This window comes from Candidatus Babeliales bacterium (genome assembly GCA_040879965.1).
In the GTDB taxonomy this organism is placed as follows: domain Bacteria; phylum Babelota; class Babeliae; order Babelales; family JACPOV01; genus JBBDJI01.
The window spans coordinates 17,179-41,748 of record JBBDJI010000005.1; the positions used below are offsets into that span (position 1 = coordinate 17,179).

Sequence of the window (24,570 nt, forward strand, 5' to 3'; positions counted from 1 at the left end):
ACTTTCTTATATTATGAGTATAATTTTTTATTATAAATATTTAAATTCAGTATGGTGTTTTTTTGCCGCAGTATTAAGCATGCTTATAGTTGGGGTAATTTATCAAAATAATCATCCGAAATCACTGCATAATTCCAATTTCCAAAAGTAGCATATTACCCTAAAATCATCTGACAAATATGATAATTTAGGCTATACTGTTTAATAGACAAACAGAATGTAATCTATTTTTGGCCTTAAAGAGTTATTAGTGGAAAAAATTACCTCAAAAAAAACTGTATTTTTAATCGATGGCTCATCATTTTTATACCGAGCCTATTATAGCTTACGTCCATTGCATACCAAGCAAGGAGAACCAGTCCAAGCAGTATATAGCTTTATACGTATGATAAAAAAAATGATTGATGCCTTTAAACCATCGTATCTTACTTTAGTTTGGGATAGTAAAGGCAAAACAATACGGCATGAAGTATATCCTGAATACAAAGCAACACGTCAAGAACCACCAAGTGATCTTTTTAAGCAAAAAGAACACATCCAAGAATTTGCTGATTTAATTGGAATTACTCAAATTGCCCAATCAGGAGAAGAAGCTGATGATTTAATGTATTCAATTGCTAAAGATTTAGAAAAAAATGGCATGAATGCTGTTTTTGTTACTTCTGATAAAGATATGGGTCAGGCATTGAGTGATTCAATTACCATTTTTGATCCATTCAAAGATCAATTTATTGATGCTGAAGTTTTTGAAAAAAACATGGGTTTTTCCGTTAAAAAATTACCGTTTTATTTTGCATTGCTTGGCGATGCTTCAGATAATATTCCGGGTGTCAAAGGAATTGGAAAAAAAGGCGCCACTGATATAGTGCAGCAATTCGATTCTCTTGAAGATTTATATGAAAACTTAGATAAAGTAAAAAAAGAACGCACACGAAAAGCGCTTGAAGAACAAAAAAAAGAAGCTTTTTTAAGTAGACAGCTATTTTTACTTCATTATTGCCCATTAAATATTGATTTAAAAGATCTGACATTTGATCGCAATCAATGGATGAATGCTTTACCATTATTTGAAGCTTTAGAGTTCAAATCATTAGTTAAAGATATTCAAGGAAAACTTCCACTTGAAAAAAGACAAAAACTTTCTGAACTCAAAGGTTATACTTTTAAAACAATTATAACTGAAGCCGATCTTGCAGAGCTCTGCCAACAAATACAACAAGAAAAAATAGTAGCAATTGATACTGAGCTGAATGGGCTTGATCCTTTGCAGGATAAGTTAGTTGGCTTATGTATTTGTGTAAAAAAAGGCACTGCATATTATATTCCTTTTGGCCATGAGATGGCGGAAAAACAACTTTCACGCGATCAAGTGCTTAATGCATTTAAGCCTTTACTTATTGATCCCACCATAAAAAAAATTATGCATCACGCTAAATTTGATATGCTTGCACTTATTCATTATGGCATTGAAGTAAAAGGATTAATATTTGATACTTTAATTGCGGCTCATTTGATTACTGAAGACTGGCAGCGAATCGGCCTTAAATCTCTCTCTGAATACTATTTAAACGAACCGATGTTTACCTTTGCTGATGTGGTTACTAATAATGGTTATAAGAAATTTGGTGACTTGCCGATTGATTTAGCTACAGAATATGCCGCTTCTGATGCACACCAAACATTACAGTTAGAACCAATTTTACGTGCAGAACTTATTAAACAAAATATGTATACATTATTTGAAACAATTGAATTTCCACTTATTCAAGTATTATTTGAAATGGAAAAACAGGGCATTTATCTGGATACTGATATTTTGCAAAAAATTGATAAACAAGTAACTTATGATTTATCCGAAATAAAAAATCATATTACTGAGCTTATTGGCCCTGAATTTAAGAATATCAATTTAAATTCTCCCAAACAGCTTGGTCAACTGCTTTTTGAACAACTAAAGCTACCTCCACAAAAAAAGACTATGGGGCGAACTAGTTATTCTACTGACGTAGAAGTGTTAGAGGCACTTTCTGAATTGCATCCAGTACCAGCATTAATTGTAAAATATCGTGAGCTCTTTAAATTAAAAAGTACCTATATTGATGCACTTCCAACATACATTAATCCTGAGACAGGGCGTATTCACACTACTTTTAGTCAAACAGCGGTTGCAACCGGTAGGCTTGCAAGTTCGAATCCAAATCTACAAAATATTCCGACTGATTCGGCTCATTACAAAGGACTGCATTTGCGTTCTGCATTTAAGCCAAAAGAAGGAAATGTTTTTCTTTCCGCTGATTATTCACAAATCGAACTGCGAGTATTGGCATTTCTTTCTCAAGATGAAGCTTTAGTAAATGCATTTTTAAAAGGAGAAGATATTCATACTCGTACGGCTGCAAAATTATTTGATACCTCAATAGACAATGTTATAAGCGCACAACGTCAAATTGGTAAGCGAATCAATTTTAGTATTTTATATGGCTTAACACCATACGGTCTTTCTAAGGATTTAAAAATCCCATTTAAGGATGCTAAAATTTATATCGAAAAATATTTTGCGCAATATCCACAAGTATCTACATGGATGGATTCTATTATTGCCGAAACCAAAGAGCATGGCTATGTAACCACTTATTTTGGCCGACGCCGTTATATTCCAGGGATTTATGAAGAAAATAAAGTATTGTTTGATTTAGCACGCCGCATAGCTATCAATACTAAAGCACAGGGAACTGCCGCTGAGCTAATGAAATTAGGGATGATTAATTTGAATAAGGCATTAAAAAAAGAAAATCTGAACGCCAAAATATTATTGCAAATTCATGACGAACTATTAATTTCAGTACCTCAAAATGAACTGTCTCAGACTGAAAAAGTAGTTAAGCAAATTCTTGAAAATGTGGTTAATTGGAATGTGCCTCTTGTGGTATCAACACGATTTGGTAATGATTGGCAAGAAATTACAAAATAAAAAATATTTTTTAAGAAGTAATTTTAATTAAACAAATTAGAAAATTGATACAAACTTACTATAGCTAAAACAGCGCAAGCTACTCGAGCACCTGTCAAAAGAAACTTTTGAGAAAAGCAACTTGAATTTTGTTTTTTTTCATTGTCTACATCATCTGAGTTTGTTTTCATTTCATTTAACTGATTTGCTTTCTCATTATCAATCAAAGATAAAAAGCCTTTTTTTTGATTGTCGGAACCATTTGCTGAAAAAATACGATGTTTTATATCTGGTTCAATTAATGAAGTTAAATTATTTTTATTCAATATTTGATTTTGTATTTTCTCTAATTGAATTCCCTTAGCTTCAGCATAACCAATAAGAGTTTCTTTTTTATTATTGGTGATCTCTATAGAAGCGCCAGCCTTTAATAATATTTCTATAAGCTCCATATTCCGATTTTTTACTGCATAAAACAAAGGTGTTTTCCCTTGCCAATCGCGAAAATTTTTTTTTGCACTATTTGCAATCAAAAAATTTGTTAACTCTTTATGATTACGCTCCACTGCTATATGAAGCGGAGTCTTAAAAAATATTGAGCACGCATTAACATTTTTTGTTTTTATAAGTTCAGTTGCTTGATCAACAGTTAACCGTTCATCCAATAAACTTATAGCCGATATTTGATGAGGCCAATGTGTATCTATTTTTATTTTTTGTTCCATGCTATAACAAGTAAAAATGGTACAAAAAAAAGCCATGATAATAAAATATATTCGATTCATACAATCCTCCATAAATCATGTATATATTAAAATAGCCTTTTTTTACTGTTTTTTCAAATGGCATTTTTTGCGTTGAAATTGATGTGTCCCTTTTTGAATCTCAAAAAATTAATATTAGCGCTATTGCTCTTCTTTTGCATATTCTTTAAGTTGCGCCTCAAGGTCTCTAATTTTCTTATTGGCTTCTTGCAATTGCGCCTTGCAATGATTGAAATATTCTTCCATATCTTTTTTAAGTTGTCCCATCTTTGCTGAGGCAATTTTTAAATTTTTTAATTCTTTTTCATCTTCTGATTTTTCTATTTTTTTTTCTATCTCTTTGATGTAATCCATTATCTCAGATATTTGTTCTGTGCGAGGAGAAATACCAAGGAAACCTCGTAACATGTTATTGTTTTCAATCTCACTAACCCATACTTGATATAATAGAACCCTTTCTTTTTCTAATTCATCAATTATATTATTTAACTTATATTGTCTAAAACGATTAGAAAAACTATTGTCAACTTCTAATTTTTTTGAATTATCTGAAACATTTTTTTTATCTGCTTGTATATCTTTTAATTGAGTCAAATATTCTAGTGATTGATCTTCAGTTTCTTTAAGAATTTCTTCCAATTTTATTTTCTGTTCTTGAAGTTCTTTTAGTTCATTTTCTAATTTATTTTTTTCCACTTTATTTGAATTAGCTTGAACTGTTTGATTGCTTAGACTTTCATCGATAATTTTTTTCAATCTACTGATTTCGGCATTCTTTTTCGATTTATACCACAATGCACTAATCCCTGCAGCACTAACTACGGCAGCAGCACAAACCCATCCTGCTTTTGGATTTTGTAATGAATGCCCAATTGCTTGTACTGTTCCAGTTAACACATCAGAAAGCGTTACTTGAGGAACATATAAATTTTGCGGTATAAGCCAAGATGTAACATCAAACATTGAATCCATACTAAAAAATGGTTGTGTTTGATTTGATACGCCAAACATTAAGAGTAAAATTGTTAGAAATATTTTTTTCATTTTCTTATAACCCCACTTATTTTTTTACTTTTTTATTGCATTAAGATTTATTGGTTGCTCTTGCAATAATAATTGGTTATTTATTTTTTTTTTCTCATCATAATAATCAATACATCTCTCCAGAGTGGCCTCACATTTTTGTAAAACATCTTTTCGATCTGATAAATAAATTATCTGAGCTTGTTCTATTTTAGATTTCCAATAGTTTTCTTTATTCAGAAGTTGCTTCTCTAAATCTTGCACTTCTTTATCACGTTTTGATTTATACCATAAAGCACCAATACCAAGTAATGCCGCACCTGCAGTAAACCAACCGGCACGAGAATTTTGGAAATATTGCCCAATCGAACTCAAGCTATTTGCTGCAATTTCAGTTGCTGAAATAAATGGCGTATAAATTACTGAAGGTACAGTCCATGAAACTGCATCATAATTTGTCCAATTTAAACCCCAAATAGGGTATGAGGTCGTTACATTACTCAAGAATCCACTTATTAGAATTCCTATTATTAGTTTCTTTTTCACAATTTCACCTTTTTTTAAGGATTAAAATATTTTCTCAAGAAAAATTCGCTTAAAAATAATCTGTAATTTCTCTTATTAATTCAAAACTAACAAAATTAACAAAATTGTCAATTAAAATAATTTCATATAGAAAATTAACAGTTAATTTGCTTTTTACATATTTTTCCTAAATTATTATCTTATTATTTTATTTTTTCTCTACATAGAATAAAAAAAGGATAATCCTCATGGAAACCATAAAATCTTCTACTAGCACCCCTAATTCAGCACAAGAAACCATTATTAAGCTTGATCCTTTGGGTGATGGTATAAGCTCTCTAGAGCTTATCAGAGTTTCTGGCTCAGATCTTGATATTGTGAATGCTGCACGTGTTTCTTATGGAAAATTATCAACAACCTTAAGTGATCGGGATCAGAATTTAATTAAATTTTTGATGGAACATCGTCATACAAGCCCTTTTGAGCACAATCAACTCTCATTTCGGGTAAAGACACCAATTTATGTGCAACGCGAATGGATGCGGCATCGGATGAACTCATTCAATGAAATTAGCTACAGATTTGTAAAGGCCAAAGTAGAATTTTATATACCTCGCTATTGGCGCCGCCAAGATACCGCAAATAAGCAATCTTCGATAGGCGCATTTGAGGATAATCAATTACGAGAACTCTATATCAAAAACCTCCAAGCAAGCTATAAGGCATATGAAGACCTACTTGAGCAAGGGGTAGCGCGTGAACAAGCAAGGGGATTATTACCGGTCTGCATTTATACGGAATTTATTTTTACCTGCAATCTTCATTCGCTTATGCATTTTTTAAAATTACGTCTTGACCAAGGTGCTCAAAAAGAGATTCGCGCTTATGCCTTTGGCTTATTAAAACTTGCAGAACCATATTTTCCGATTGCTCTAACAGAATGGAAACGAACTCAAATGCCCAAAATCGACAATGAGGGTTGGAGCCTTGACTTTATAAGCAATTTGAGTAATAATAAGCAATGAAAACTTATCTTTTCTTAATTAATCAAGTTAGTTATTTTGTCATGTATAAGGAAAAGCGATGGCAACTAGTAAATCGGGTGGTTCTACCCAAAATGGTCGTGATAGTATAAGCAAAAGACTTGGCATTAAATTATTTGATGGGCAAGTGGTAAATGGTGGAGAAATTATTGTACGTCAGCGCGGTACTCGTGTGCACCCAGGTGCTTCAGTAGGTCATGGTGGCGATGATACATTATTTGCTAAAAAAGCCGGAGTGGTTAAATTCCATTATGGCCCTAAAGGACGCAAATACGTATCAATAATTTCACAATAAATTATTAAACAATGAGTAACCGATCAAAAGTTGATTTCTCATAAAATTCTTGATAAGTCTTTATATGATTCTAAATAAATTTTTTATTAGCGACACCTCTTTTTATTCATACGCTGGAGAGTTGCATGATTGATTTTCTGAAATATCGATATATTTGTGCGTCATTTTCACTTTTAATGATACTTACTTTTGCTGGAGTATTTACTTATAAAAGAAGTACAACAGGACAAGCATTCACTTACAGTGTTGATTTTACTGGCGGCACACAAGTTTTATTTAAATTTGATAAACCTGTCAGTAGTGCTGAAATTATCGATACCCTAGAAAAAAATGGATGGTCTGGTGCAATTACTCGTGAATTTGGAAAAAACGAAGTTCTAGTTCGTGTTAAAGAATTTTCTGGCGATGTTGCAGGGCTCGGTGAAAAAATTAGGACAGTATTAGCAAAAAATTTCAATACTCAAGTTTCTATTTTACAAATTGACAGCATAGGGCAAGGAGTTGGTGAAGCATTAACTTGGAACTCTATAAAAGCGGTGACTATTGGGCTCATTTTAATGCTTATATATATTGCATGGCGCTTTTGGTCTATTGGTTATGCGCTTGGTGCAGTTATAGCATTATTTCATGATGCAATAGCAATTTTATTATTTTTCCTGCTTTTTGATAAAGAAATTTCAATAAATGTTATTGGTGCAATTCTTGCTGTCTTAGGTTATTCGATAAATGATACAATCGTTATTTTTACGCAAATAAGACAAAATATAAAAGCGATGCCTAATGTGGCTCATGATCAAGTAGTAAATATAAGTTTGAACCAAACATTACGTCGTACTATTTTAACCAGTGTATCAACCGCATTAATTGTACTGGCTCTCATCATTCTTGGCGGGGAAGCGCTCCGAGATTTATCAACTGCATTGCTTATTGGTATAATCTTTGGCACATATTCTTCCATTTATATTGCGAGTCCGGTAATGTTATTATTCAATAAAGAAAAATAAATCGAATAATAAAGTAAAAAATAACATTAAAACTATTGCAGTAGATATTTCAATTTTAATATTATTGAAATATCTACCAGCATTGTATTCTAATCTGTCTTTACTGCGTCAACATTAAACTACAAAGTACTAACAGAGTTTTTTTATAGGAGAATTATTTACAATGACCTTCGAAGAATTAAAACAAATGAGTCTTGCTGATTTAAATTATCAAGCGAGACGATTAGGTGTTATTGGAGCAAGTCTTCTAACAAAAGACGAGCTTATTAAACGTATTATTGAAATCCAAGAACATCCTGATAAAGATATTGAAGTTGAGGGGGTATTAGAAAAATTACCTGATGGCTTTGGATTTTTACGTTCAGCCAGATTCGATTATATTTCAGGACCGGATGATATTTATGTTTCACCATCACAAATTAGACGTTTTGGCCTTAAAACAGGTGATACCGTAAAGGGTATTATTCGTAAGCCAAAAGAAGGTGAAAAATATTTTGCACTATTAAAAATTAGCACCGTAAATGGTGTTGATCCTTCTGTATTAGGTGATCGGCTTATTTTTGATAGGCTTACTCCATTACATCCTGAAAAAAAGTTTACTCTTGAATCAAATCCTAATTTTATTTCAACTCGCTTAATGGATATTTTTACCCCAATCGGTAAAGGGCAACGTGGTCTTATTGTTGCACCACCTAAAACAGGTAAAACGGTTTTATTAAAAGAAATCGCACAAAGTCTTTTGAGTAATCACCCTGAAGTTTACTTCATAGTTTTACTCATCGATGAACGTCCTGAAGAAGTTGCTGATATTCGTCGTTCTATCAAAGGAGCTAATGCTGAGGTTATTAGTTCTACATTTGATGAACCTGCAGAACGGCATGTACAAGTAGCAGAAATCGTATTAGAAAAAGCAAAACGTCTTGTTGAAGTTGGCAAAGATGTAGTGATTATTCTTGATTCTATTACTCGTTTAGCGCGTGCTTATAATACTACTATGCCTGCATCAGGCAAAGTATTAACTGGTGGTATTGATGCAAATGCGTTACAAAGACCAAAGCGATTCTTTGGTGCTGCTCGAAATACTGAAGAAAGTGGATCATTAACTATTATTGGTTCTGCATTAGTAGAAACCGGTTCCCGTATGGATGAAGTTATCTATGAAGAATTTAAAGGAACCGGCAATATGGAACTTCATATGAGCAGAAAACTTTCAAATCGTCGTATCTTCCCAGCATTCGATTTATTAGTTTCAGGTACTCGTCGTGAAGAACTATTATTACCAGAAGATGAATTAAATAAATCTTGGGTATTACGCAAATTCTTATCAACTATGAATACCATAGAAGGCATGGAATTCTTAATTGATAAAATGAAAAAACATAAAACGAATGCTGAATTCTTTGAATCAATTCAAAGGAAAAATGGTGCTACTCCTGCTGCGGCATAGTTTGCAGAACTATCACTAATATTTATCTTATGTATAATTAAAAATAAGTATTTACGATCAACTTTAGAAGGAAGCGCGTGGCTAATACAAATTCTATACTTTCTAAATTTCCTGATTATGAAGTTGTCATTGGTATTGAGGTACATGTTCAGTTAACTACTAAGAGTAAAATATTTTGTTTGTGCTCTAATGAAGTAATTAAAGATCCAAATGTGAACATTTGCCATATTTGTACCGGGCATCCTGGTGTTTTACCAGTATTAAACAAAAAAGTTGTTGATTATGCAATCATGGCTGGGTTAGCAACTAATTGTAGTATTACGCGCCTATCAGAATTTGACCGTAAACATTATTTTTATCCTGATTTACCAAAAGGTTATCAAATTACACAAAATGATAAGCCTATTTGCTCTGAAGGATATGTAAATATCAGATTAGAAGATTTAAGTAAAAAACAAATACGTTTAATGCGTATTCATATGGAAGAAGATGCGGGAAAAAGCATTCATGCTACAGAAACTGAAAGTTTTGTTGATTTGAATCGCGCCGGCACCCCATTGCTTGAAATGGTAACTTATCCTGATCTTGCAAGCGCCTATGAAGCAAAAGCGTATCTAAAAGCATTACGCTCCATCGTTCAATATTTACATATTTGTAGTGGAAATATGGAAGAAGGTGCATTCCGCGCGGACACCAATATTTCGGTACGTAAAAAAGGCGCATCTAAACTCGGTACTAAAGTTGAATTAAAAAATATTAATTCATTTAAATTTATTGGCGATGCAATTGAATACGAAATCGAACGACAAATCGGTCTTTTGCAAGAAGGACAACATATTCAGCAAGAAACTCGCCTATGGGATACTAAAGAACATATAACAAAACCGATGCGTATTAAAGAAGAAATGGCCGATTATCGTTATTTTAAAGAGCCAGATTTACCACTTATCGAGATTAATGAAGAATGGATTAATCGCATTAAAAGTTTAATACCTGAACTTCCTGAAAAAAAATTTGATCGGTTTTGTACTCAAAAAGGCTTAACTCCTTATGAAGCAGAAATTTTGGTTGAAGATCTTGAGCTTGCCAATTATTTTGAAGAGGCAACAAAATATACGGATAGTAAAAATCTGATCAATTGGATTTTGCGTGATCTTTTGGGCTATCTAAAAGAAGAAAAAATACCATTAGTATCCTGTAAAGTTACTCCAAACAAGCTAGCACAAATTGTTGATTTAGTTGAAAAGGATGTAATCAATAATCAAGCGGCAAAGCAAATATTTGAAATAGTTGCTAAAACAGGAAAAGATCCTTTGACCGTTGTAAAAGAAGAAGGTCTTGAACAAATTGGCTCAACTGAAGAACTTGAACAAGTAGTACTTTCCATCATAAAAGAAAACCCTGCAAAAGTAGAACAATACAAATCAGGAAAAGATAAACTTTTTGGTTTTTTTGTTGGACAGGCAATGCAAAAAACTCAGGGCAAAGGAAATCCTAAAATCTTACAAGAATTATTGAAAAAACACCTTTCCTAGCTAACCTACCTTAAAAAATTTAATTATAGGGAATAATTCATGGAAAAAAGAATTATTCCCTATTTTTTTGCCAAAATTGAGAAGTAAATTGCAAAAAAGGCTCTCAAATGAGCTTTTTCTTCTGATGATTTTTTTCAACTTGCAATTTTTTAAATAATTTATATACTTATAATAACTCATTATTTCTTTCTTCCTGCAAATTCTTATAAAAATTGAGGTTACAATATGAAATTATTAAGAAAATTACTTATATTTTGGTTCTTGATCATCTTTCCTCTCAATCTTCTTACGATGGAAATAGATCAAAACCCAATATTACTGCAAAATATTCCATCTTTGAATTTAAAACAAATATTCGGTTATAATTCGCAAAATCCAGAGACTTACTTAAGAAGATTACAGTTTTTTGCAAGTGCATTGCTATTCCAACATAAATTTATATTATTATTTAATGAATACACCAAAGATACGATAGATCAACAAAGTATTGAACTTGATTATTACAATTTTTTACGCTCCAAGTCTTTCGTTACTATACATGATCCTTATTCATCAAGTAGTCAATATGGCTTTAATATTTTATTCAATATTACTTCACCAGAAGCCATTAATATTACTATGCGTTATAAACCATTATTTCTTGATTCTTTTTCAAAGGATGTAGATAACGTATCAATTGCAATACATTTCCAAAATAAAGAAACTATTGAAAATAACATACGTGAAATTGAAAAGGGAAAATATATTAGCTTAATTGAAAAATGGCAACAAAGCACTAATGAAGAAGTTCAATTTATAGGAAATTTTCTAGCAAAAACTAAGAATCAAAACAAAAAAATTGGAAAAGCTAATCAATCACGAGAAGCTTTTTCGCAATTATTTAACGATCATAAAAAATCCTTTAAATCAATTATAAATTTTATTAATCGCCAATCACTTCAAAATAAATCTTTATTTAAAAGTTATTTTGAAGCAGAAAAAGCATTTATAAGCTGGACAAATAAAATTTTGAAAGAGATGGATACCACAACATTTAGTGATCAATGGGATACACAAGATTGGAATTTTCATTCAAAATTTAAAAATATAGGTGAAAATTATTATCAATATGTATTGTCTATTGATGAATTATATAAAAAAATCAAAAAAGAACTGTCCAATATTATTTTTGAATACATTAAAAAGGATAAAATTGAAGGACAAAAATATAAATTATATTTAAATATCCCTATCTCTATAGAAACTGCAAAAAAGCAGCAATTACCGCTTGAATTGTTAACTGAAATAGAAAAACAAAATATTATAGTACAATTAAATAATCTAAAAGAACAAAATGCTATAATTGAAACTGATAGTAGCCCAAAAAATGAAATAACTGAAATAGAAAAAGAGCAATTAACAGTAAAGAAAAATATTGCAAAGAAAAGAAAAACAAAGAAAAAGAAAAAATATATAAAACAAAGCAATAATATTTATGATATTGAAAATACCATAGAGCAAAATGAATCAAAAAATGAAATAATTGCTCCATCAAATATCCAAATAGATCCGCAAATTAATGATGATATTGAACAAATTATTGAAGAAAATAATGAACATATTTCAATTAATGATCCAAATAATGAAATTAAAATTTTAATATTTAAAACGGATCAACAAAATCAACCTACTATTAATGCTACAAATCCAAATTATACCCATTGGGTTAAAGCATGGTTTGAAAATCCACAAAAAACTTTATTTGATCAAGGGTATTCTGATGAAACAAGTAAAAAATATACGCATCCCGATTTTCGTAAAAAAACGATAATCACACATGCCTTCAGTCAACTTGTAGATACTTGCTTAACCGATTGGGCAAAACAATCGACTACTGCAAGTCGTATTACAAAAAATAAAAAAGATATCCTGCTTACACTTCCTGGTTGCATCTATTACAAAAACAATCAATGGGAAACAGGGTTATTTACCTATATAGTTGATAGCCAAACAGGTGAATGGTATCATCGCAACTTTGTTTCACGATCTGGGAAAGAACTCATTAATGAGTATTTCACAAAAGGATTCTACGAAGTTGAATTTCCACCTCTTAGTACAAAAGCTCCTTAAGACTTCCATTGCTTTCTTTTAATATCTTTGTTTATTCTAAATATTAAGCAATCGCTTAAAAAAAGGAGATTGAATGAAGAAATTTTTTAAAAAAGATACGCCGCTTGGTCTTGACGAACAAAATAAAAACCGCCGAAGATCTATGAAATTTAATGAAAGAATCAGCACTATTGGCCGCAATATGAGCCGTGGTGCAGCTAATATTTTTAAAATTATTAGAACTCGATGTAAATGGGGCAATAAGCAGTTATGGGGTACGCGAGAAGGTGGAAAACCACGTATGCCTTTAGATAAATCATCGAAACAAAAAAAGTAAAAATAAGTATTTAAAAAATGAGATTGATTTTAAAAGCGCTTATTGCAGCACTTTCATTATCATTGCTATCCATCACCACCTATCAAATATTATCAACAAAGAAAAATATCGTAATAATTGGTTTTACCGGAGATGTTATGCTTGGCAGGCTCGTTAATGAAAAACTAAAAGAAACCTCACCAACATATCCTTGGGGCAATATTTTACCACTCTTAAAAAAAACTAATCTAAATATCATAAATTTAGAAACTGCGATTACTGCACATACAAAAGCAACCCCAAAAGTCTTTAATTTTCGTACCGATCCTGAGCATGTTGAAACACTAAAAAAAGGCAATATTGAAGTCGTTAATTTGGCTAATAACCATATTTTGGATTTTGGCAAAGAAGGACTTTATGAGACGCTGAATGTATTAGAAAAAGCTCATATTAAATATGTAGGTGCTGGCAAAAATATTCAAGAAGCACAAAAAGCCGTCATTATTGAAAAAAAGGGTATAAGATTTGGCATAATCGGTTTTACTGATAATGAACCAGACTGGAAAGCTACTGCAGCTAATCCTGGTACAAATTATATAAAAGTAGGCGATATTGATATAGTCCAAAAAGTTGTCAATAATGTAAGGTCACAAGTCGATTTTCTTATTGCCTCAATTCATTGGGGGCCAAATATGCGTGAAAAACCAACACAGGAATTTATAGATTTTGCACATCAAATGATTGATGCTGGCATTGATATAATTCATGGGCATAGCGCGCATATTTTCCAAGGCATAGAAGTATATAAAAATAAATTAATCCTGTATGACACCGGTGATTTTATTGATGACTATATGATTGATCCAAAGTTGCGTAATGATATTTCATTTTTCTATGAAGTTTATATTGAAAAAAATGCCCTCAAAAAACTCAAATTAACTCCAGTTTATATTGAAAATATGCAAGTAAATCTAGCAGCAGGCAAAGAATATGAATGGGCTATTAATCACGTTCAACAATTATCTAAAGAATTTGATACGCAAATTAGTAATGAAGGTATTTATCAATTTAAATATTGATTCTAAAGTAATCCAAATTATATATTGATTAATGAAATGAAAAAAGGAGAATACCATGTTGGATCATTGTACTTATGATAAAGTCAAATTATTACATGAACTAAGCTGTATCGTTTGGTTTATTGAAAAACATGCTAAAATTGATGCAAAAAATGATGGCGACACGGAATTTGCCAATATAGTCAAAAAGTTGGCACCAGACTTAGAAAAATATATAGATCAATTGTACGAGCTTTTATAAAAAAAAATAATTTCTCACTCTTTTACAGCTTGGTTTTCAATTAAAAACTTAATTGCTAGCGCTTGATTATATTCATTTTTTGCAGAACCATTTTCAAATGCGAGAATTGCCGTATATAAACCGCTACCAATTAATGAAAAATTACCAGCAATATTCAGTGCGTAACCTACTTTTTCATTTACTTCTTGCGTATCTTTATTGCCGAATATTGTTGATTCATAGACAATCTTACCAAAACCAAACAATACCCCTGTTACACCTGCAAATAACTTTCCTCTTCTGCCTCTATTACCCTGCCAGCTAAGATTTGATTTTGCACTTATTATATTTTCATTTGCTGCATCAAGTGCCTCTTGCAAAAAATCTGTATTTTTTCTTTTATTCCGAAATATTAATCGAGAATTTTCATAATCTTTAAAGCTTTCTATCACCTTATTTAATTGTTTTGTATTAATTGCATTAATAATTTTTGTATTCCGTCGCTTAAGTTGTTGTTCGATAGTCTCTTGCGGTATTAAATCAGATGACTCTTCTAATATCATTGCGCATATATCAAAACAAAAAAATAAAATAAAAAGATATTTCTTGTGCAACATTTTCTCTCTCCTTAGTTCCACCTCGTGATGAGCATAGACACTGAATAATAAAAAAAACAAGAAAATTTTTTTTAATCAATAAATACTAAATAGGTTTGCCTTTTTTTTAATGAGCTCTTCACGACATAAATCTTGCAATATGAATTGCATACGATCATCTTGAATCATATCATTGAGTTCTTGATAAGTTATAACTGGCTGCACAGTAAGAATTTTTAAAATCATTCCACGTATTTGGCGGTCCGAGCCCTCAAACTTACTTTGCTTTAAATGATGTTTACTTTTTCTGCTAGGATTAGGAAATTTTTTTTTAAGCATTACCCCATAATCCATCAATGCATAATACCATTGACGAGCGTTTTTTTGCTCTATTGTTTGCTCAATTAACGGAAAAATTTCATTATCGTGCACTTTTTCTTGATTTAAAAAAAAGAAATGAATAAAAACAGCCCGAATATTCGTTTCAATAAAAATGGTTGGTTGATTGAATGCAAATGCACAAATAGATGCCGCAGTTGCTTTACCAATTCCAGGTAAATTAATTAATAATTCCGGATTATCTGGCAATATTCCATCATATTCAGTAATCACTTTTTGAGCCAATTTATGCAAAAATAATGCCCGGCGATTATAACCTAAACCCTGCCATACTGTTAAAACATCCCGCAGTGGTGCTTGTGCAAGTACAGAAAAATTGGGAAATTTTTCAATAAATATTTGATACTTATCATCTACTCGATAGGTTTGCGTCTGTTGTAACATAATCTCTGAAACAACTACATGATAAGGATTAGTTGTTTCGCGCCATGCAAAAGAGCGGCCAAAAGCATGAAAATAATCCCAAATAGTTGTTTTAAATGAATTAAGTTGTTCTTTATTTAATTTATTTTGTTTTTGCATTTTGTTATAGAACGTTTTTTAATTATAGTAATTTATAGCTTTTTTTAATTTTAAAAAATTATGAGGTTTTTGACTATGAAAAATATAAGATATCAGTTAGTAATCATCTTTTTATTTGTAACTTCAAATAATGTATATTCTATGCAAACACTTCAAGAATTTCGCAATAAAATTTACTCTGTTATTTGGCAATTAAGTTCAGATAATCAGATTACACAAGCTATTGAACAAAGAGATATTGAAAGTGTTAAAAGTGAAATTATTAAAAAATTTAACATTAGCTTTTTAGATCCAAAATTAAATTGTGATGAAAGTGAAAAAGCTCTTTTAAATGAGTTTTGTAATAAAAGTATTTTAGCTCAATTAGAATGTGAAAAAATCCATAACAAAAGAAAACAAATTTTACTTGAGCACACTGCAAACTTTTTTCTTCTATTGACAATACAAGGTCTACTTGCTTATACCATTTATCAAATTGGCTGGAATCCTAAAAGTATTTCAAAAAGCAGTGTACAAGCATTATTTCTGCTCATAATATGTGTTTCAAGCTATAAGCAATATCCCAAAATAAAAGAATTTAAGCATGCACTTTTTTGTAATCCAGATCATTTAGAAAATGCAAAACAGATATGTACTTATTTGAAAATTAAACAAAGCTAATAAATCGCATATAAAAAGTAATTCACTATCTCAATTAATTTTTAAATTCTTCCAACTAGAATTCAAAGAGCCAAAAAACACAGCTTTATTTTTAGTCTTCAATTTGAAATTTTACAAGGTTCTTTACTTTACTTTTATCTATTTTTATACTAAATTACTATTTATAATAGTTAATCTCAATTGGTTTAAGGATTCATTTAATGAAAAGAAATAAAATATTGAAAGCAATAATATTATTAGTTTGTATACCTTCTTATATACATTCAATATCATCTCCTTTAGATTTTTTTAAAAAACAAGATCTTAGTGATCAAAAAATAATTAGCGTAATTAATGTTAATGATGCAGACCAATTTAAAAATTTATTCTCTACAAAGTTCAAAATTGATAAATTGGATATGGTTACCAATGATAAAAAAGTTGAATTAGATAGTAATTGCCCAAATTCTTTACTATTATACAAAAAAAAGGCTACTGAGCAGGAAGAAAAATGTGAAGATTTTAAAAATAATCGAATAAAAAAACTAATTCTATATAGTCTTGCTAGCACTATAACTGGGCTTTTTAGCATTTGTTCTATATATTGCATAAAAAATTTATGGCAAGCAAACATTAGTGGAACTTATTATTTAGGTATTAAAACTGGGATTGCTATGGCTGGATTAGCAACCTATTCAACATATAAAAACGCAAAAAACTATATTTTTGCTTATAAAGCTAAATCTAATTTAGAAAAAGCACAAAGCATAAACGATTTTCTTAAAAGATGCACAATAAAATCTCAATAAAAAAGCCAGAAAAATATTTTAAGTCCCCAATAACTTGGGGACTTTTTTGTAATAAATTATTAATTTTTTTTCTATCTACCAACTTGAATCCAACACATACGATCCGATTTGAGTACTTTTTTTACCGCTTGCTTAATATCATCAACCGTAATTTTGGATAAATCATCAACTCGTTTATCAGAATAATCAAATGGCAACTTACATTGTTTTAGATATAAAAAGGTTGATGCAATTGATCTATTTTTTGCATATAAATCATCAATCGAATATAAAATCATTCTTTTTGCATCTTCAACTTCTTGTTCAGTAATACTATCTGCTACATTATTAATAATATTTTCAATTAACTGTTTCGTTTCATTTATTCTGTTATTAGAAACAATAGTATTTATATAAGTAAGCCCTTGCTGATTATCCGCATACGCTAATAAGGATCCATTAATCGTATAAAAAACTCCTGTTTGTTGACGCAATTGAAAAAGCCTTGATTGCATGCCCGAGCCAAAAATTTGGTCAAAAATTAACAACTTATCATAATCCTCATGATTACGATCAATAGATTGACCAGCATAAATTAATACCGTTTGATCACGATCTAAGTTTTGATATATATCTTCTAACTTATCAATTGATGATACGTTATAATCTAAATCTTCAATGGCATCTCCTTGCCAGGCACTGAATGTTTTTTCAATTAATGCTCGCAAATCATATTCGGCTATATCACCAACTATCGCAAGGGTTGCTTTATATGGCGTAAATACTTTTTTATAAAAATTAATCAAATCATCTCTAGTAATATGCAATAAACTTCCAGGATTTCCTAAGAGATTTTTGCTTAACGGGTGTTTTTTATAAAAATATTCTCGCACTAATTGTTGCGCAATTGAAGATGGGTTGTCTAAAAATTGATAATAATCTGACAGAGCTTGTGCACGCACCTTCTCTAATGATTGGGCTGGAATAGCCGCCTGCATTCCTAATTCAGATATTAAGGCTAACCCTTTTGATAAATCTTCTTTTAACACAGACATACTTATTATGCCTGGTGAAATTTGCAATGAAATACCATGGGATTCTAATAGGTAAGCAAACTCTTGTGCAGTATAATTTTTAGTTCCTTCATAAAGCATTTGAGATAGAAATTTATATAACCCAGGTAATTCATCAGAATCATAATCTGCATTTGCTTTTAATTTTAATTGTATCGATATTTTTGCAGTTCGTGGATTATGATGCGAAAGTACTTCTAAACCATTATCTAAAGTAAATACAGTTGGCTTAGGAAAAGATTTTTTTTGTACATCATAAATTTGTACATTTTGGCTATATCGTGGTTGCTCCACTTCTGATTCTCGTATATGACCTGCTAAAATCTTCGCATCTTCTAAATCTGATTGATGCTGTAAATGCATCCATTCAGTACGCTCCGCATTATCGATAAGCAATAGTAAACCTTGATGCATAATTGACGGACGAAAATGTTGTTTTAATATGTTTTTTATTTGTTCATTCGTTTTATTAACCAGATAACGATGCTTGAAAAATTTTTTTGGATTTTGCGTTGCTAAAAATGATTCGCCAATCATCTCTGCTTGTTTAAAGTTGCTTTCTAACGCATCATAAAAGCGCGCTTGCATTATTTTGCTTGCACGCTTTAATTCTGTTTCTTGCAAGCCATTTAATTTAATCTCATCAAGTTCTGTTACAATTGCATCAATAATCTGAGGAATTGCATTTTGATTTTTTGGTTCAAAAATTAACAAGAAAAGATCATGATCAAATAATCCCAAGCGCACACTATCAATTGAATTAATGGTTTGCAGCTCATCAACAAATTTTTTATGTAGCCGAGCACTTTTACCATTTGTTAATACACATGATAAAAAATCATATATATGAGATTTTTTTTCTTTTATACCAGGAATTGTAAATGCAAGCATCACCAATGGTCTGTGCACATCGCGATATAATACTACCGTTTTTGCAATTAAATCTGCACTCAAATAATGTTGCTTTTTTTCATATTCCCAATGTGGTGCAATGGCACCAAATGCTTTTTGGGCTGCATCAATAGCTTCATCAGCATTAACATCACCGACAATTACTAATGCTGCATTGTTTGGTAGATAATGTTTTTTATAAAAAGCATGCAATGCTTGATCATCAACTGACCATAAATCTTGTTTATACCCAACAACCGGAAAATGATAAGGATGATCAGGGAAAATAGCTTCTATTAATTTTTCTAGTAACGTCCGCCCATAATAGTCTTTATACATTTTTAATTCTTGTACAACCGTTTTCATTTCTGCATTGAGTAAATCTTTTTTGAATGTACAGTTGTTCATGCAATCTGCCATAATTGGCATAATTTCACGCCAATTTTCTTTAGGTACATTAAAATAATAACGAGTCCAATCAAAACTCGTAGAAGCATTACATTGCGCTGATAATTTATGTGTAATAAAAGGGATATCAGTTTCTGAAAGGTTATTAGTTCCTTTAAAGATCATATGTTCAATTAAATGCGCAAGACCTCTCTGGCCATCACATTCATCTTTTGAACCCACATGATACCATAACTGCATAGAAACTTTTTCGGATGTATGTACCGGGCAAACTAAAACTGTCAAACCATTCGGTAATACTTTTTTAAAAATAAGTGGTGCTTGGTTGGCTAAAGCTGAAACATTTACCAATAACAACAAAAATGAAAAAAGCTTATTCATACTACTCACCTTTTTTTATATATTAAATACGCCCAACTTTTATACGAATTAAATGGTTGGTATCAAGCACACTACGTGCTGCTTGCATAATTGGTTCTGCTTTAATTTCCGCCAAATACCGTGCACGATGATCAAAATAATCTTCTGGTAATTTAAAGTGTTCAAGAAAAATAAAACTACTCGCAATATGTAAATTCGTTGCAAAATTATCAATCATTGAATGAGCTAATGCATCTTTTGCTTCTTGTAATTCATGTTCTTTAATATAAGTACTTGCCTTATTAATAGTTTCAATAATCGCTTCTTCAGCCTCAGCAAGCCTATCTAATGAAACAATCGTTTTAATAAATACCATACCGGGTTGTTCATCAGTATGCGCTAATAATGAACCACCAATCGTATAAAATAATCCGGATTGCTCACGTAATTGAAATAAGCGTGAGCTCATTGAACCAAGAACACCTCCAGAAAAAATCTGATCAAATAATAATAGTTTATCAAACCGGGGATCAAATCGTGAAACTGATAACCCAGCAAAACATAATACTGTTTGATCTCGCACAATAGGATATTTGATTTCTTCTTGTTTAAGTGGAGAAAGTAATGGAAATTCAATTGGCTTAAGTGATGGCCCCTGCCAAGTACCTAATGTATTTTCTAATAACTTTAAAATTGGATAACTTTCGATATCACCAACGATTGCCAAAATAGTATTTTTTGGCGTTATAAATGATTCATAAGCTTTGAGTAAGTCATTTTGTGCAATACTCATGACTGAGTCAAGGTCACCTAATACTTTTTTGCTATAAGGATGATTTTTATAAACCTGATCGCGCGCTAATTGATTTACAAAAGCAGCCGGATTATCCCAGTAATCTTTTAAATCTGCCAAAACTTGTGAGCGAACTTTTGAAATAGCATAAGATTCAAAAGTCGCATTAGTTAAAACCTCTAACAAAAGATCAAGGCCTATTTGCAAATCCTCTTTGAGCATGCTTAATGTTATTTGTCCCGGCGTAATACTTAAGCTCATCCCCCTAGATTCAATTGCATCAGCAAGCTCTGCTCCCGTATAATGTTTTGTTCCTTCCACCATCATTGCACACATAAATGCATTCAATCCTTGTTGATCAATAGGATCATAATAATGTTTTGCTTGCAATGAAAGTATCAACTCAATTTTTGGCACATTGGGATTATGATATGAAAGTACGGTCACCTCATTTGATAGCTTATTTTTTTCAGCACGCGGGAATACAAAATCTTTTGGTTTTGCAATTTTAACTTTGTGAACTTGCATACCTTCTTCGACAGGCATTATGCGCTGAACTTTTGATAAAATACGTGCATCTTCTTGATCAGATCGTTGCTGAATAAACTCCCAATATTCTTTATCTTCCATTGCAAGCGGTAATACTGATCCTTTATGCATCAGCGATGAACGGAAATAATTTCTGAGAAGCTCATTTACTTTTTGTTCAATTTCTTGCAGCGGATGATCTAAGTAATTAAATAAGAACTCTTTATCACCCGTTGCTAAATACGCTTGACCGATAACATACGCCTGCTTTTGATTTCTTTCTAATAATGAAAGATATTGTGTTTGTGCCTGTTTTGTTGCTCGGAGTAGCTCTTCTTGGCTTACTCCTTTTTCTCGCATTGTTTGTAATTCTCGAGTAATTAAATCAATAATTTTTTCGATATCTTCATTATTTTTTGGCTGAAAATATATAAAAAATAAACTCTGATCAAATAAATCATAACAAAATGCTTCAACATCAGTTGTAAGTTGTAACTCATCAACGAGTAATCGATAAAGACGCGATGCTTTTCCAAGCCCTAAAATCCATGCTAATACATCTAAAAAATAATCTGTTCTAGATTCTGCACCAGGCACAACCCATGAAAGCATTACTATAGGCTGTTTGACATCTCTATAAATAATTACTGATTTAGAAATAATATCCGGGCTAAAATAAAAAGTTTCTTTTTTATAATCCGGATTTGGCTTAATTGAACCAAAATTCTTTTCTGCTTGTGCAAATACTTCTTCTGGCATAACATCACCAACTACTACTAGTACGGCATTATTTGGTACATAATGTTTTTTATAAAAATTTATTAGTGTCTCTCTTTTTAAACTCCATAGATCCTGTTTAAAACCAATAATTGGATAATGGTAAGGATGATCGACAAAAATAGATGATATCATTTCTTCAATTAAGCTTGAAGCATAATCATCGCGATACATTTTAAGTTCTTGAATAACTGCCTTCATTTCTGAAGCAAGCAATTCTTCTTTAAATGTGCAATTGCTCATACAATCGGCCATAATGGGTAACGCTTCTTGCCAATGATGAGAAGGAAAATCAAAAAGATAGCCCGTATAATCATACGAAGTAAATGCATTACAATAACCAGATAACTTATGCGTAATCATATTAATATCAGATTCTGATAATGTTTTAGTACCTTTAAAAATCATATGCTCAATTAAATGCGCGATCCCTTTTTCATTAGATTTTTCATCTTTTGAGCCGACATTATACCATAATTGAATTGAAACTTTCGGCAATACATGATTCGGGCGAACTAAAACGGTTAATCCGTTTGATAAAATTTTATTAAATACTTTTTCTTGAGTAGCGATCATAAAAACTCCTGGCAAATATATTCAGCTTATTTATTACAGAGTAAAGTAAATTAAAAGTCTAGGCAAAATATCTGTAAATTACGTGAAAAAAAAACTTGTAATTTATTAGTAAAAAACTTATTATCAGGTATTTTTAACCAATGCATCAAGAAGCAACCAAATGGAATTTGCCGCTGATACACCGGATAAAATAGGATAATAATCTTCTTTGTTTTTTAACAATAATGAACACATGCCACCGGCAACAAGCATTAATGAAATATTTGGCGGCATTAAAATGCCACCTAAAAGGAGTGCTGGGTTGATATTGATAAATTGAATAAGAGAACCAAATAGCATGCCAATAATAAGCACATAAAAATCAAAATGCTTAAAATTTATTAATAATGCTCGATTATATGCTTTAATTGCTGGCAAGCCGGCAGCCTTTCCTAAACCTAAATTATGAATAAACAACCAAAAGATAATGCCTATACATAAAGCACTAACAATAAGCCCAAGCCATTGAAATGTTCTGATATCTTCTTTTTCAATGTTAGCAAGCCGTGCTAATTTTCTGCCAAACAACACATCTCCAGCAACACCCCCCGCAATTTCAACAAATGCCGCAACCAAGGTTATTTGAATAGGATCAAAATTAAATAAGAGCATGCCTGGTATCATCACAAAAGTAGCAAAACGACCAAGCGGAATAATACCAATTTTCCCCGCTATAATAAGCATTTGATAAATACAGATGGCAGAAAATATAAATAAATAAATTTGTGCAAATAAAGAAAATTCAAAATAAAAGAAAAAAAGACTATTTACTGACAATATAAAAATAATTTGAATCCAAGGAATTACAATAGAAGATGATTCTTGATTTAAGAACCATTTGTTTTTTAATGTTTTATCAAAAAAATTTTTTAATGTAGGTATTAATTGAAAAAATCCTTTGATTGCACCAAATAATATCATGCCGCTACAAAATGCAAGCGTAAACTCACTTTCAGTAATTAGATTTCTGAAAATTAAAAATTGTGGCATATGATTATAAAAATAAAACAATGGATTTAAACATAAAATTTTTATCAGAAATCCAACAAGAAGTGGTATTGCTATAACGTGCCCTGTTATAAAACCAATCGCGATATACATTGGCAGTTGCGTTACTGGTAAAATAATAGGAGGCAAAACAAATACTGATAATCGATAAGCATTATTAAGCGTTATCGATTGATCAAAGAATTTAGTGATAGTATATAAAAAAAGAGCACAATGGGTTAAAAAAAAGCCTGAGATTAATTCTTTTGCCCTACTTAACTGTCCAGGTGCAATAATTGTATTATAAATTAAATCACCAATCGGAAATTTCATTTGTTGCTTTTCTAATAAATATTCTTCGAAAATATTCGCTATAAGAAAGCCAAAACTTCCGGCCATCAGCGCAAAAATACTAAAAATTGTTATAAAAAAAAGTGGATTTTGCATCCATGATTGAAAAATATTAGGTGAAATAAAATAAAGTGTGGGCATAGAAAATGCAAAACTCGTTGCCAAAATTCCCCCAATACCACCGGCTGCAGTTGTAATACCAACTGCTTGTGTATAATTTAGCATGGCATAACGTGCTAAAAAATTAAAAATAAACATACTGCATAATACTAATGTTGTTTCTATCCATGGACCAATTGCTGCTGCCATTGCTATATAGCTCATAACAACAGTAGAAAATATTGATAATAAAACAGTCATAACAAAGAGAATTATATGTTTCGTACTGGGAAAAAACATAAACCTCTGTCCTCTTTTTTAGTATTGAATAACAAAAATCTAAATATTAGATTAATAATATTAGCTACAAAGAGCGAGTTATTATTAATCTAACGTAAACTCGATCTAAAAATTAACAAAATTATTAAAAAAAAATATCCTTTCTTTCAGAGCCG

General features: G+C 31.0%; 20 protein-coding genes. 12 read left to right on the forward strand and 8 right to left on the reverse strand.

From position 1 onward, the window contains the following. The first annotated feature begins 250 nt into the window (after positions 1 to 250). Complete coding sequence (gene polA, locus WDZ41_00265) at positions 251 to 2,971, forward strand: DNA polymerase I (protein MEX0939774.1); 2,721 nt, start codon at positions 251 to 253, stop codon at positions 2,969 to 2,971. Between the two features lie 23 nt (positions 2,972 to 2,994). On the opposite strand, the gene WDZ41_00270 is transcribed toward polA, so the two are convergent. From WDZ41_00270 to WDZ41_00280, 3 genes are all read right to left on the reverse strand, one after another. Next, positions 2,995 to 3,735, reverse strand: coding sequence for an ankyrin repeat domain-containing protein (locus WDZ41_00270; GenBank protein ID MEX0939775.1), 741 nt, complete (start codon positions 3,733 to 3,735; stop codon positions 2,995 to 2,997). A 120-nt stretch (positions 3,736 to 3,855) separates the two neighbouring features. Next, positions 3,856 to 4,758, reverse strand: coding sequence for a hypothetical protein (locus WDZ41_00275; protein MEX0939776.1), 903 nt, complete (start codon positions 4,756 to 4,758; stop codon positions 3,856 to 3,858). Positions 4,759 to 4,782: 24 nt separating this feature from the next. Continuing rightward, complete coding sequence (locus WDZ41_00280) at positions 4,783 to 5,283, reverse strand: hypothetical protein (GenBank protein MEX0939777.1); 501 nt, start codon at positions 5,281 to 5,283, stop codon at positions 4,783 to 4,785. Positions 5,284 to 5,510: 227 nt separating this feature from the next. Between WDZ41_00280 and thyX the strand changes: the two genes are divergently transcribed. From thyX to WDZ41_00325, 9 genes are all read left to right on the forward strand, one after another. Continuing rightward, positions 5,511 to 6,287, forward strand: a complete 777-nt coding sequence (gene thyX, locus WDZ41_00285) for an FAD-dependent thymidylate synthase (GenBank protein ID MEX0939778.1) — start codon at positions 5,511 to 5,513, stop codon at positions 6,285 to 6,287. Between the two features lie 58 nt (positions 6,288 to 6,345). Beyond that, the gene (gene rpmA, locus WDZ41_00290; GenBank protein MEX0939779.1) at positions 6,346 to 6,600 is read left to right on the forward strand and encodes a 50S ribosomal protein L27; all 255 of its coding nucleotides are present in this window, start codon (positions 6,346 to 6,348) and stop codon (positions 6,598 to 6,600) included. Between the two features lie 125 nt (positions 6,601 to 6,725). Further along, positions 6,726 to 7,604 (forward strand): protein translocase subunit SecF, encoded by an 879-nt coding sequence (gene secF / locus WDZ41_00295; GenBank protein ID MEX0939780.1) that lies wholly within the window; start codon positions 6,726 to 6,728, stop codon positions 7,602 to 7,604. Positions 7,605 to 7,767: 163 nt separating this feature from the next. After that, positions 7,768 to 9,051, forward strand: a complete 1,284-nt coding sequence (gene rho, locus WDZ41_00300; GenBank protein MEX0939781.1) for a transcription termination factor Rho — start codon at positions 7,768 to 7,770, stop codon at positions 9,049 to 9,051. Between the two features lie 77 nt (positions 9,052 to 9,128). Beyond that, on the forward strand, positions 9,129 to 10,586 hold the full coding sequence (gene gatB / locus WDZ41_00305; protein MEX0939782.1) for an Asp-tRNA(Asn)/Glu-tRNA(Gln) amidotransferase subunit GatB: 1,458 nt from the start codon (positions 9,129 to 9,131) through the stop codon (positions 10,584 to 10,586). Between the two features lie 225 nt (positions 10,587 to 10,811). Then, positions 10,812 to 12,695 (forward strand): hypothetical protein, encoded by a 1,884-nt coding sequence (locus WDZ41_00310; protein MEX0939783.1) that lies wholly within the window; start codon positions 10,812 to 10,814, stop codon positions 12,693 to 12,695. Between the two features lie 73 nt (positions 12,696 to 12,768). Continuing rightward, complete coding sequence (locus WDZ41_00315; GenBank protein ID MEX0939784.1) at positions 12,769 to 13,011, forward strand: hypothetical protein; 243 nt, start codon at positions 12,769 to 12,771, stop codon at positions 13,009 to 13,011. A 17-nt stretch (positions 13,012 to 13,028) separates the two neighbouring features. After that, entirely contained in the window at positions 13,029 to 14,069 is a 1,041-nt protein-coding gene (locus WDZ41_00320; protein ID MEX0939785.1) for a CapA family protein, read from the forward strand. Positions 14,070 to 14,124: 55 nt separating this feature from the next. After that, the gene (locus WDZ41_00325; protein ID MEX0939786.1) at positions 14,125 to 14,310 is read left to right on the forward strand and encodes a hypothetical protein; all 186 of its coding nucleotides are present in this window, start codon (positions 14,125 to 14,127) and stop codon (positions 14,308 to 14,310) included. Positions 14,311 to 14,324: 14 nt separating this feature from the next. Here the strand turns inward: WDZ41_00325 and WDZ41_00330 are convergent, their stop codons facing one another. Next, complete coding sequence (locus WDZ41_00330) at positions 14,325 to 14,906, reverse strand: hypothetical protein (protein MEX0939787.1); 582 nt, start codon at positions 14,904 to 14,906, stop codon at positions 14,325 to 14,327. Between the two features lie 75 nt (positions 14,907 to 14,981). Further along, on the reverse strand, positions 14,982 to 15,806 hold the full coding sequence (locus tag WDZ41_00335) for a hypothetical protein (GenBank protein MEX0939788.1): 825 nt from the start codon (positions 15,804 to 15,806) through the stop codon (positions 14,982 to 14,984). 75 nt (positions 15,807 to 15,881) lie between these two features. Between WDZ41_00335 and WDZ41_00340 the strand changes: the two genes are divergently transcribed. Both WDZ41_00340 and WDZ41_00345 read left to right on the forward strand, forming a co-directional pair. Beyond that, positions 15,882 to 16,466, forward strand: coding sequence for a hypothetical protein (locus WDZ41_00340; GenBank protein ID MEX0939789.1), 585 nt, complete (start codon positions 15,882 to 15,884; stop codon positions 16,464 to 16,466). 200 nt (positions 16,467 to 16,666) lie between these two features. Further along, positions 16,667 to 17,254 (forward strand): hypothetical protein, encoded by a 588-nt coding sequence (locus tag WDZ41_00345; protein ID MEX0939790.1) that lies wholly within the window; start codon positions 16,667 to 16,669, stop codon positions 17,252 to 17,254. A gap of 71 nt (positions 17,255 to 17,325) precedes the next feature. On the opposite strand, the gene WDZ41_00350 is transcribed toward WDZ41_00345, so the two are convergent. The 3 genes from WDZ41_00350 to WDZ41_00360 all read right to left on the reverse strand — a co-directional run bounded on the left by WDZ41_00350 (position 17,326) and on the right by WDZ41_00360 (position 24,415). Further along, entirely contained in the window at positions 17,326 to 19,986 is a 2,661-nt protein-coding gene (locus tag WDZ41_00350) for a pitrilysin family protein (GenBank protein MEX0939791.1), read from the reverse strand. A 22-nt stretch (positions 19,987 to 20,008) separates the two neighbouring features. Then, on the reverse strand, positions 20,009 to 22,639 hold the full coding sequence (locus tag WDZ41_00355; GenBank protein ID MEX0939792.1) for a pitrilysin family protein: 2,631 nt from the start codon (positions 22,637 to 22,639) through the stop codon (positions 20,009 to 20,011). A gap of 123 nt (positions 22,640 to 22,762) precedes the next feature. Then, the gene (locus tag WDZ41_00360) at positions 22,763 to 24,415 is read right to left on the reverse strand and encodes an OPT/YSL family transporter (GenBank protein MEX0939793.1); all 1,653 of its coding nucleotides are present in this window, start codon (positions 24,413 to 24,415) and stop codon (positions 22,763 to 22,765) included. Between the last annotated feature and the right edge of the window lie 155 nt (positions 24,416 to 24,570).

What these genes read in the sequence shown, in the direction of transcription:
- WDZ41_00360 (MEX0939793.1), bottom strand. Translation starts at nt 24,415, where the DNA reads ATGTTTTTTCCCAGTACGAAACATATAATTCTCTTTGTTATGACTGTT.
- WDZ41_00330 (MEX0939787.1), bottom strand. Translation starts at nt 14,906, where the DNA reads ATGTTGCACAAGAAATATCTTTTTATTTTATTTTTTTGTTTTGATATA.
- thyX (MEX0939778.1), top strand. Translation starts at nt 5,511, where the DNA reads ATGGAAACCATAAAATCTTCTACTAGCACCCCTAATTCAGCACAAGAA.
- WDZ41_00340 (MEX0939789.1), top strand. Translation starts at nt 15,882, where the DNA reads ATGAAAAATATAAGATATCAGTTAGTAATCATCTTTTTATTTGTAACT.
- WDZ41_00315 (MEX0939784.1), top strand. Translation starts at nt 12,769, where the DNA reads ATGAAGAAATTTTTTAAAAAAGATACGCCGCTTGGTCTTGACGAACAA.
- WDZ41_00275 (MEX0939776.1), bottom strand. Translation starts at nt 4,758, where the DNA reads ATGAAAAAAATATTTCTAACAATTTTACTCTTAATGTTTGGCGTATCA.
- WDZ41_00345 (MEX0939790.1), top strand. Translation starts at nt 16,667, where the DNA reads ATGAAAAGAAATAAAATATTGAAAGCAATAATATTATTAGTTTGTATA.
- WDZ41_00310 (MEX0939783.1), top strand. Translation starts at nt 10,812, where the DNA reads ATGAAATTATTAAGAAAATTACTTATATTTTGGTTCTTGATCATCTTT.
- secF (MEX0939780.1), top strand. Translation starts at nt 6,726, where the DNA reads ATGATTGATTTTCTGAAATATCGATATATTTGTGCGTCATTTTCACTT.
- WDZ41_00325 (MEX0939786.1), top strand. Translation starts at nt 14,125, where the DNA reads ATGTTGGATCATTGTACTTATGATAAAGTCAAATTATTACATGAACTA.
- WDZ41_00270 (MEX0939775.1), bottom strand. Translation starts at nt 3,735, where the DNA reads ATGAATCGAATATATTTTATTATCATGGCTTTTTTTTGTACCATTTTT.
- WDZ41_00350 (MEX0939791.1), bottom strand. Translation starts at nt 19,986, where the DNA reads ATGAATAAGCTTTTTTCATTTTTGTTGTTATTGGTAAATGTTTCAGCT.
- rho (MEX0939781.1), top strand. Translation starts at nt 7,768, where the DNA reads ATGACCTTCGAAGAATTAAAACAAATGAGTCTTGCTGATTTAAATTAT.
- rpmA (MEX0939779.1), top strand. Translation starts at nt 6,346, where the DNA reads ATGGCAACTAGTAAATCGGGTGGTTCTACCCAAAATGGTCGTGATAGT.
- WDZ41_00355 (MEX0939792.1), bottom strand. Translation starts at nt 22,639, where the DNA reads ATGATCGCTACTCAAGAAAAAGTATTTAATAAAATTTTATCAAACGGA.
- WDZ41_00320 (MEX0939785.1), top strand. Translation starts at nt 13,029, where the DNA reads ATGAGATTGATTTTAAAAGCGCTTATTGCAGCACTTTCATTATCATTG.
- WDZ41_00335 (MEX0939788.1), bottom strand. Translation starts at nt 15,806, where the DNA reads ATGCAAAAACAAAATAAATTAAATAAAGAACAACTTAATTCATTTAAA.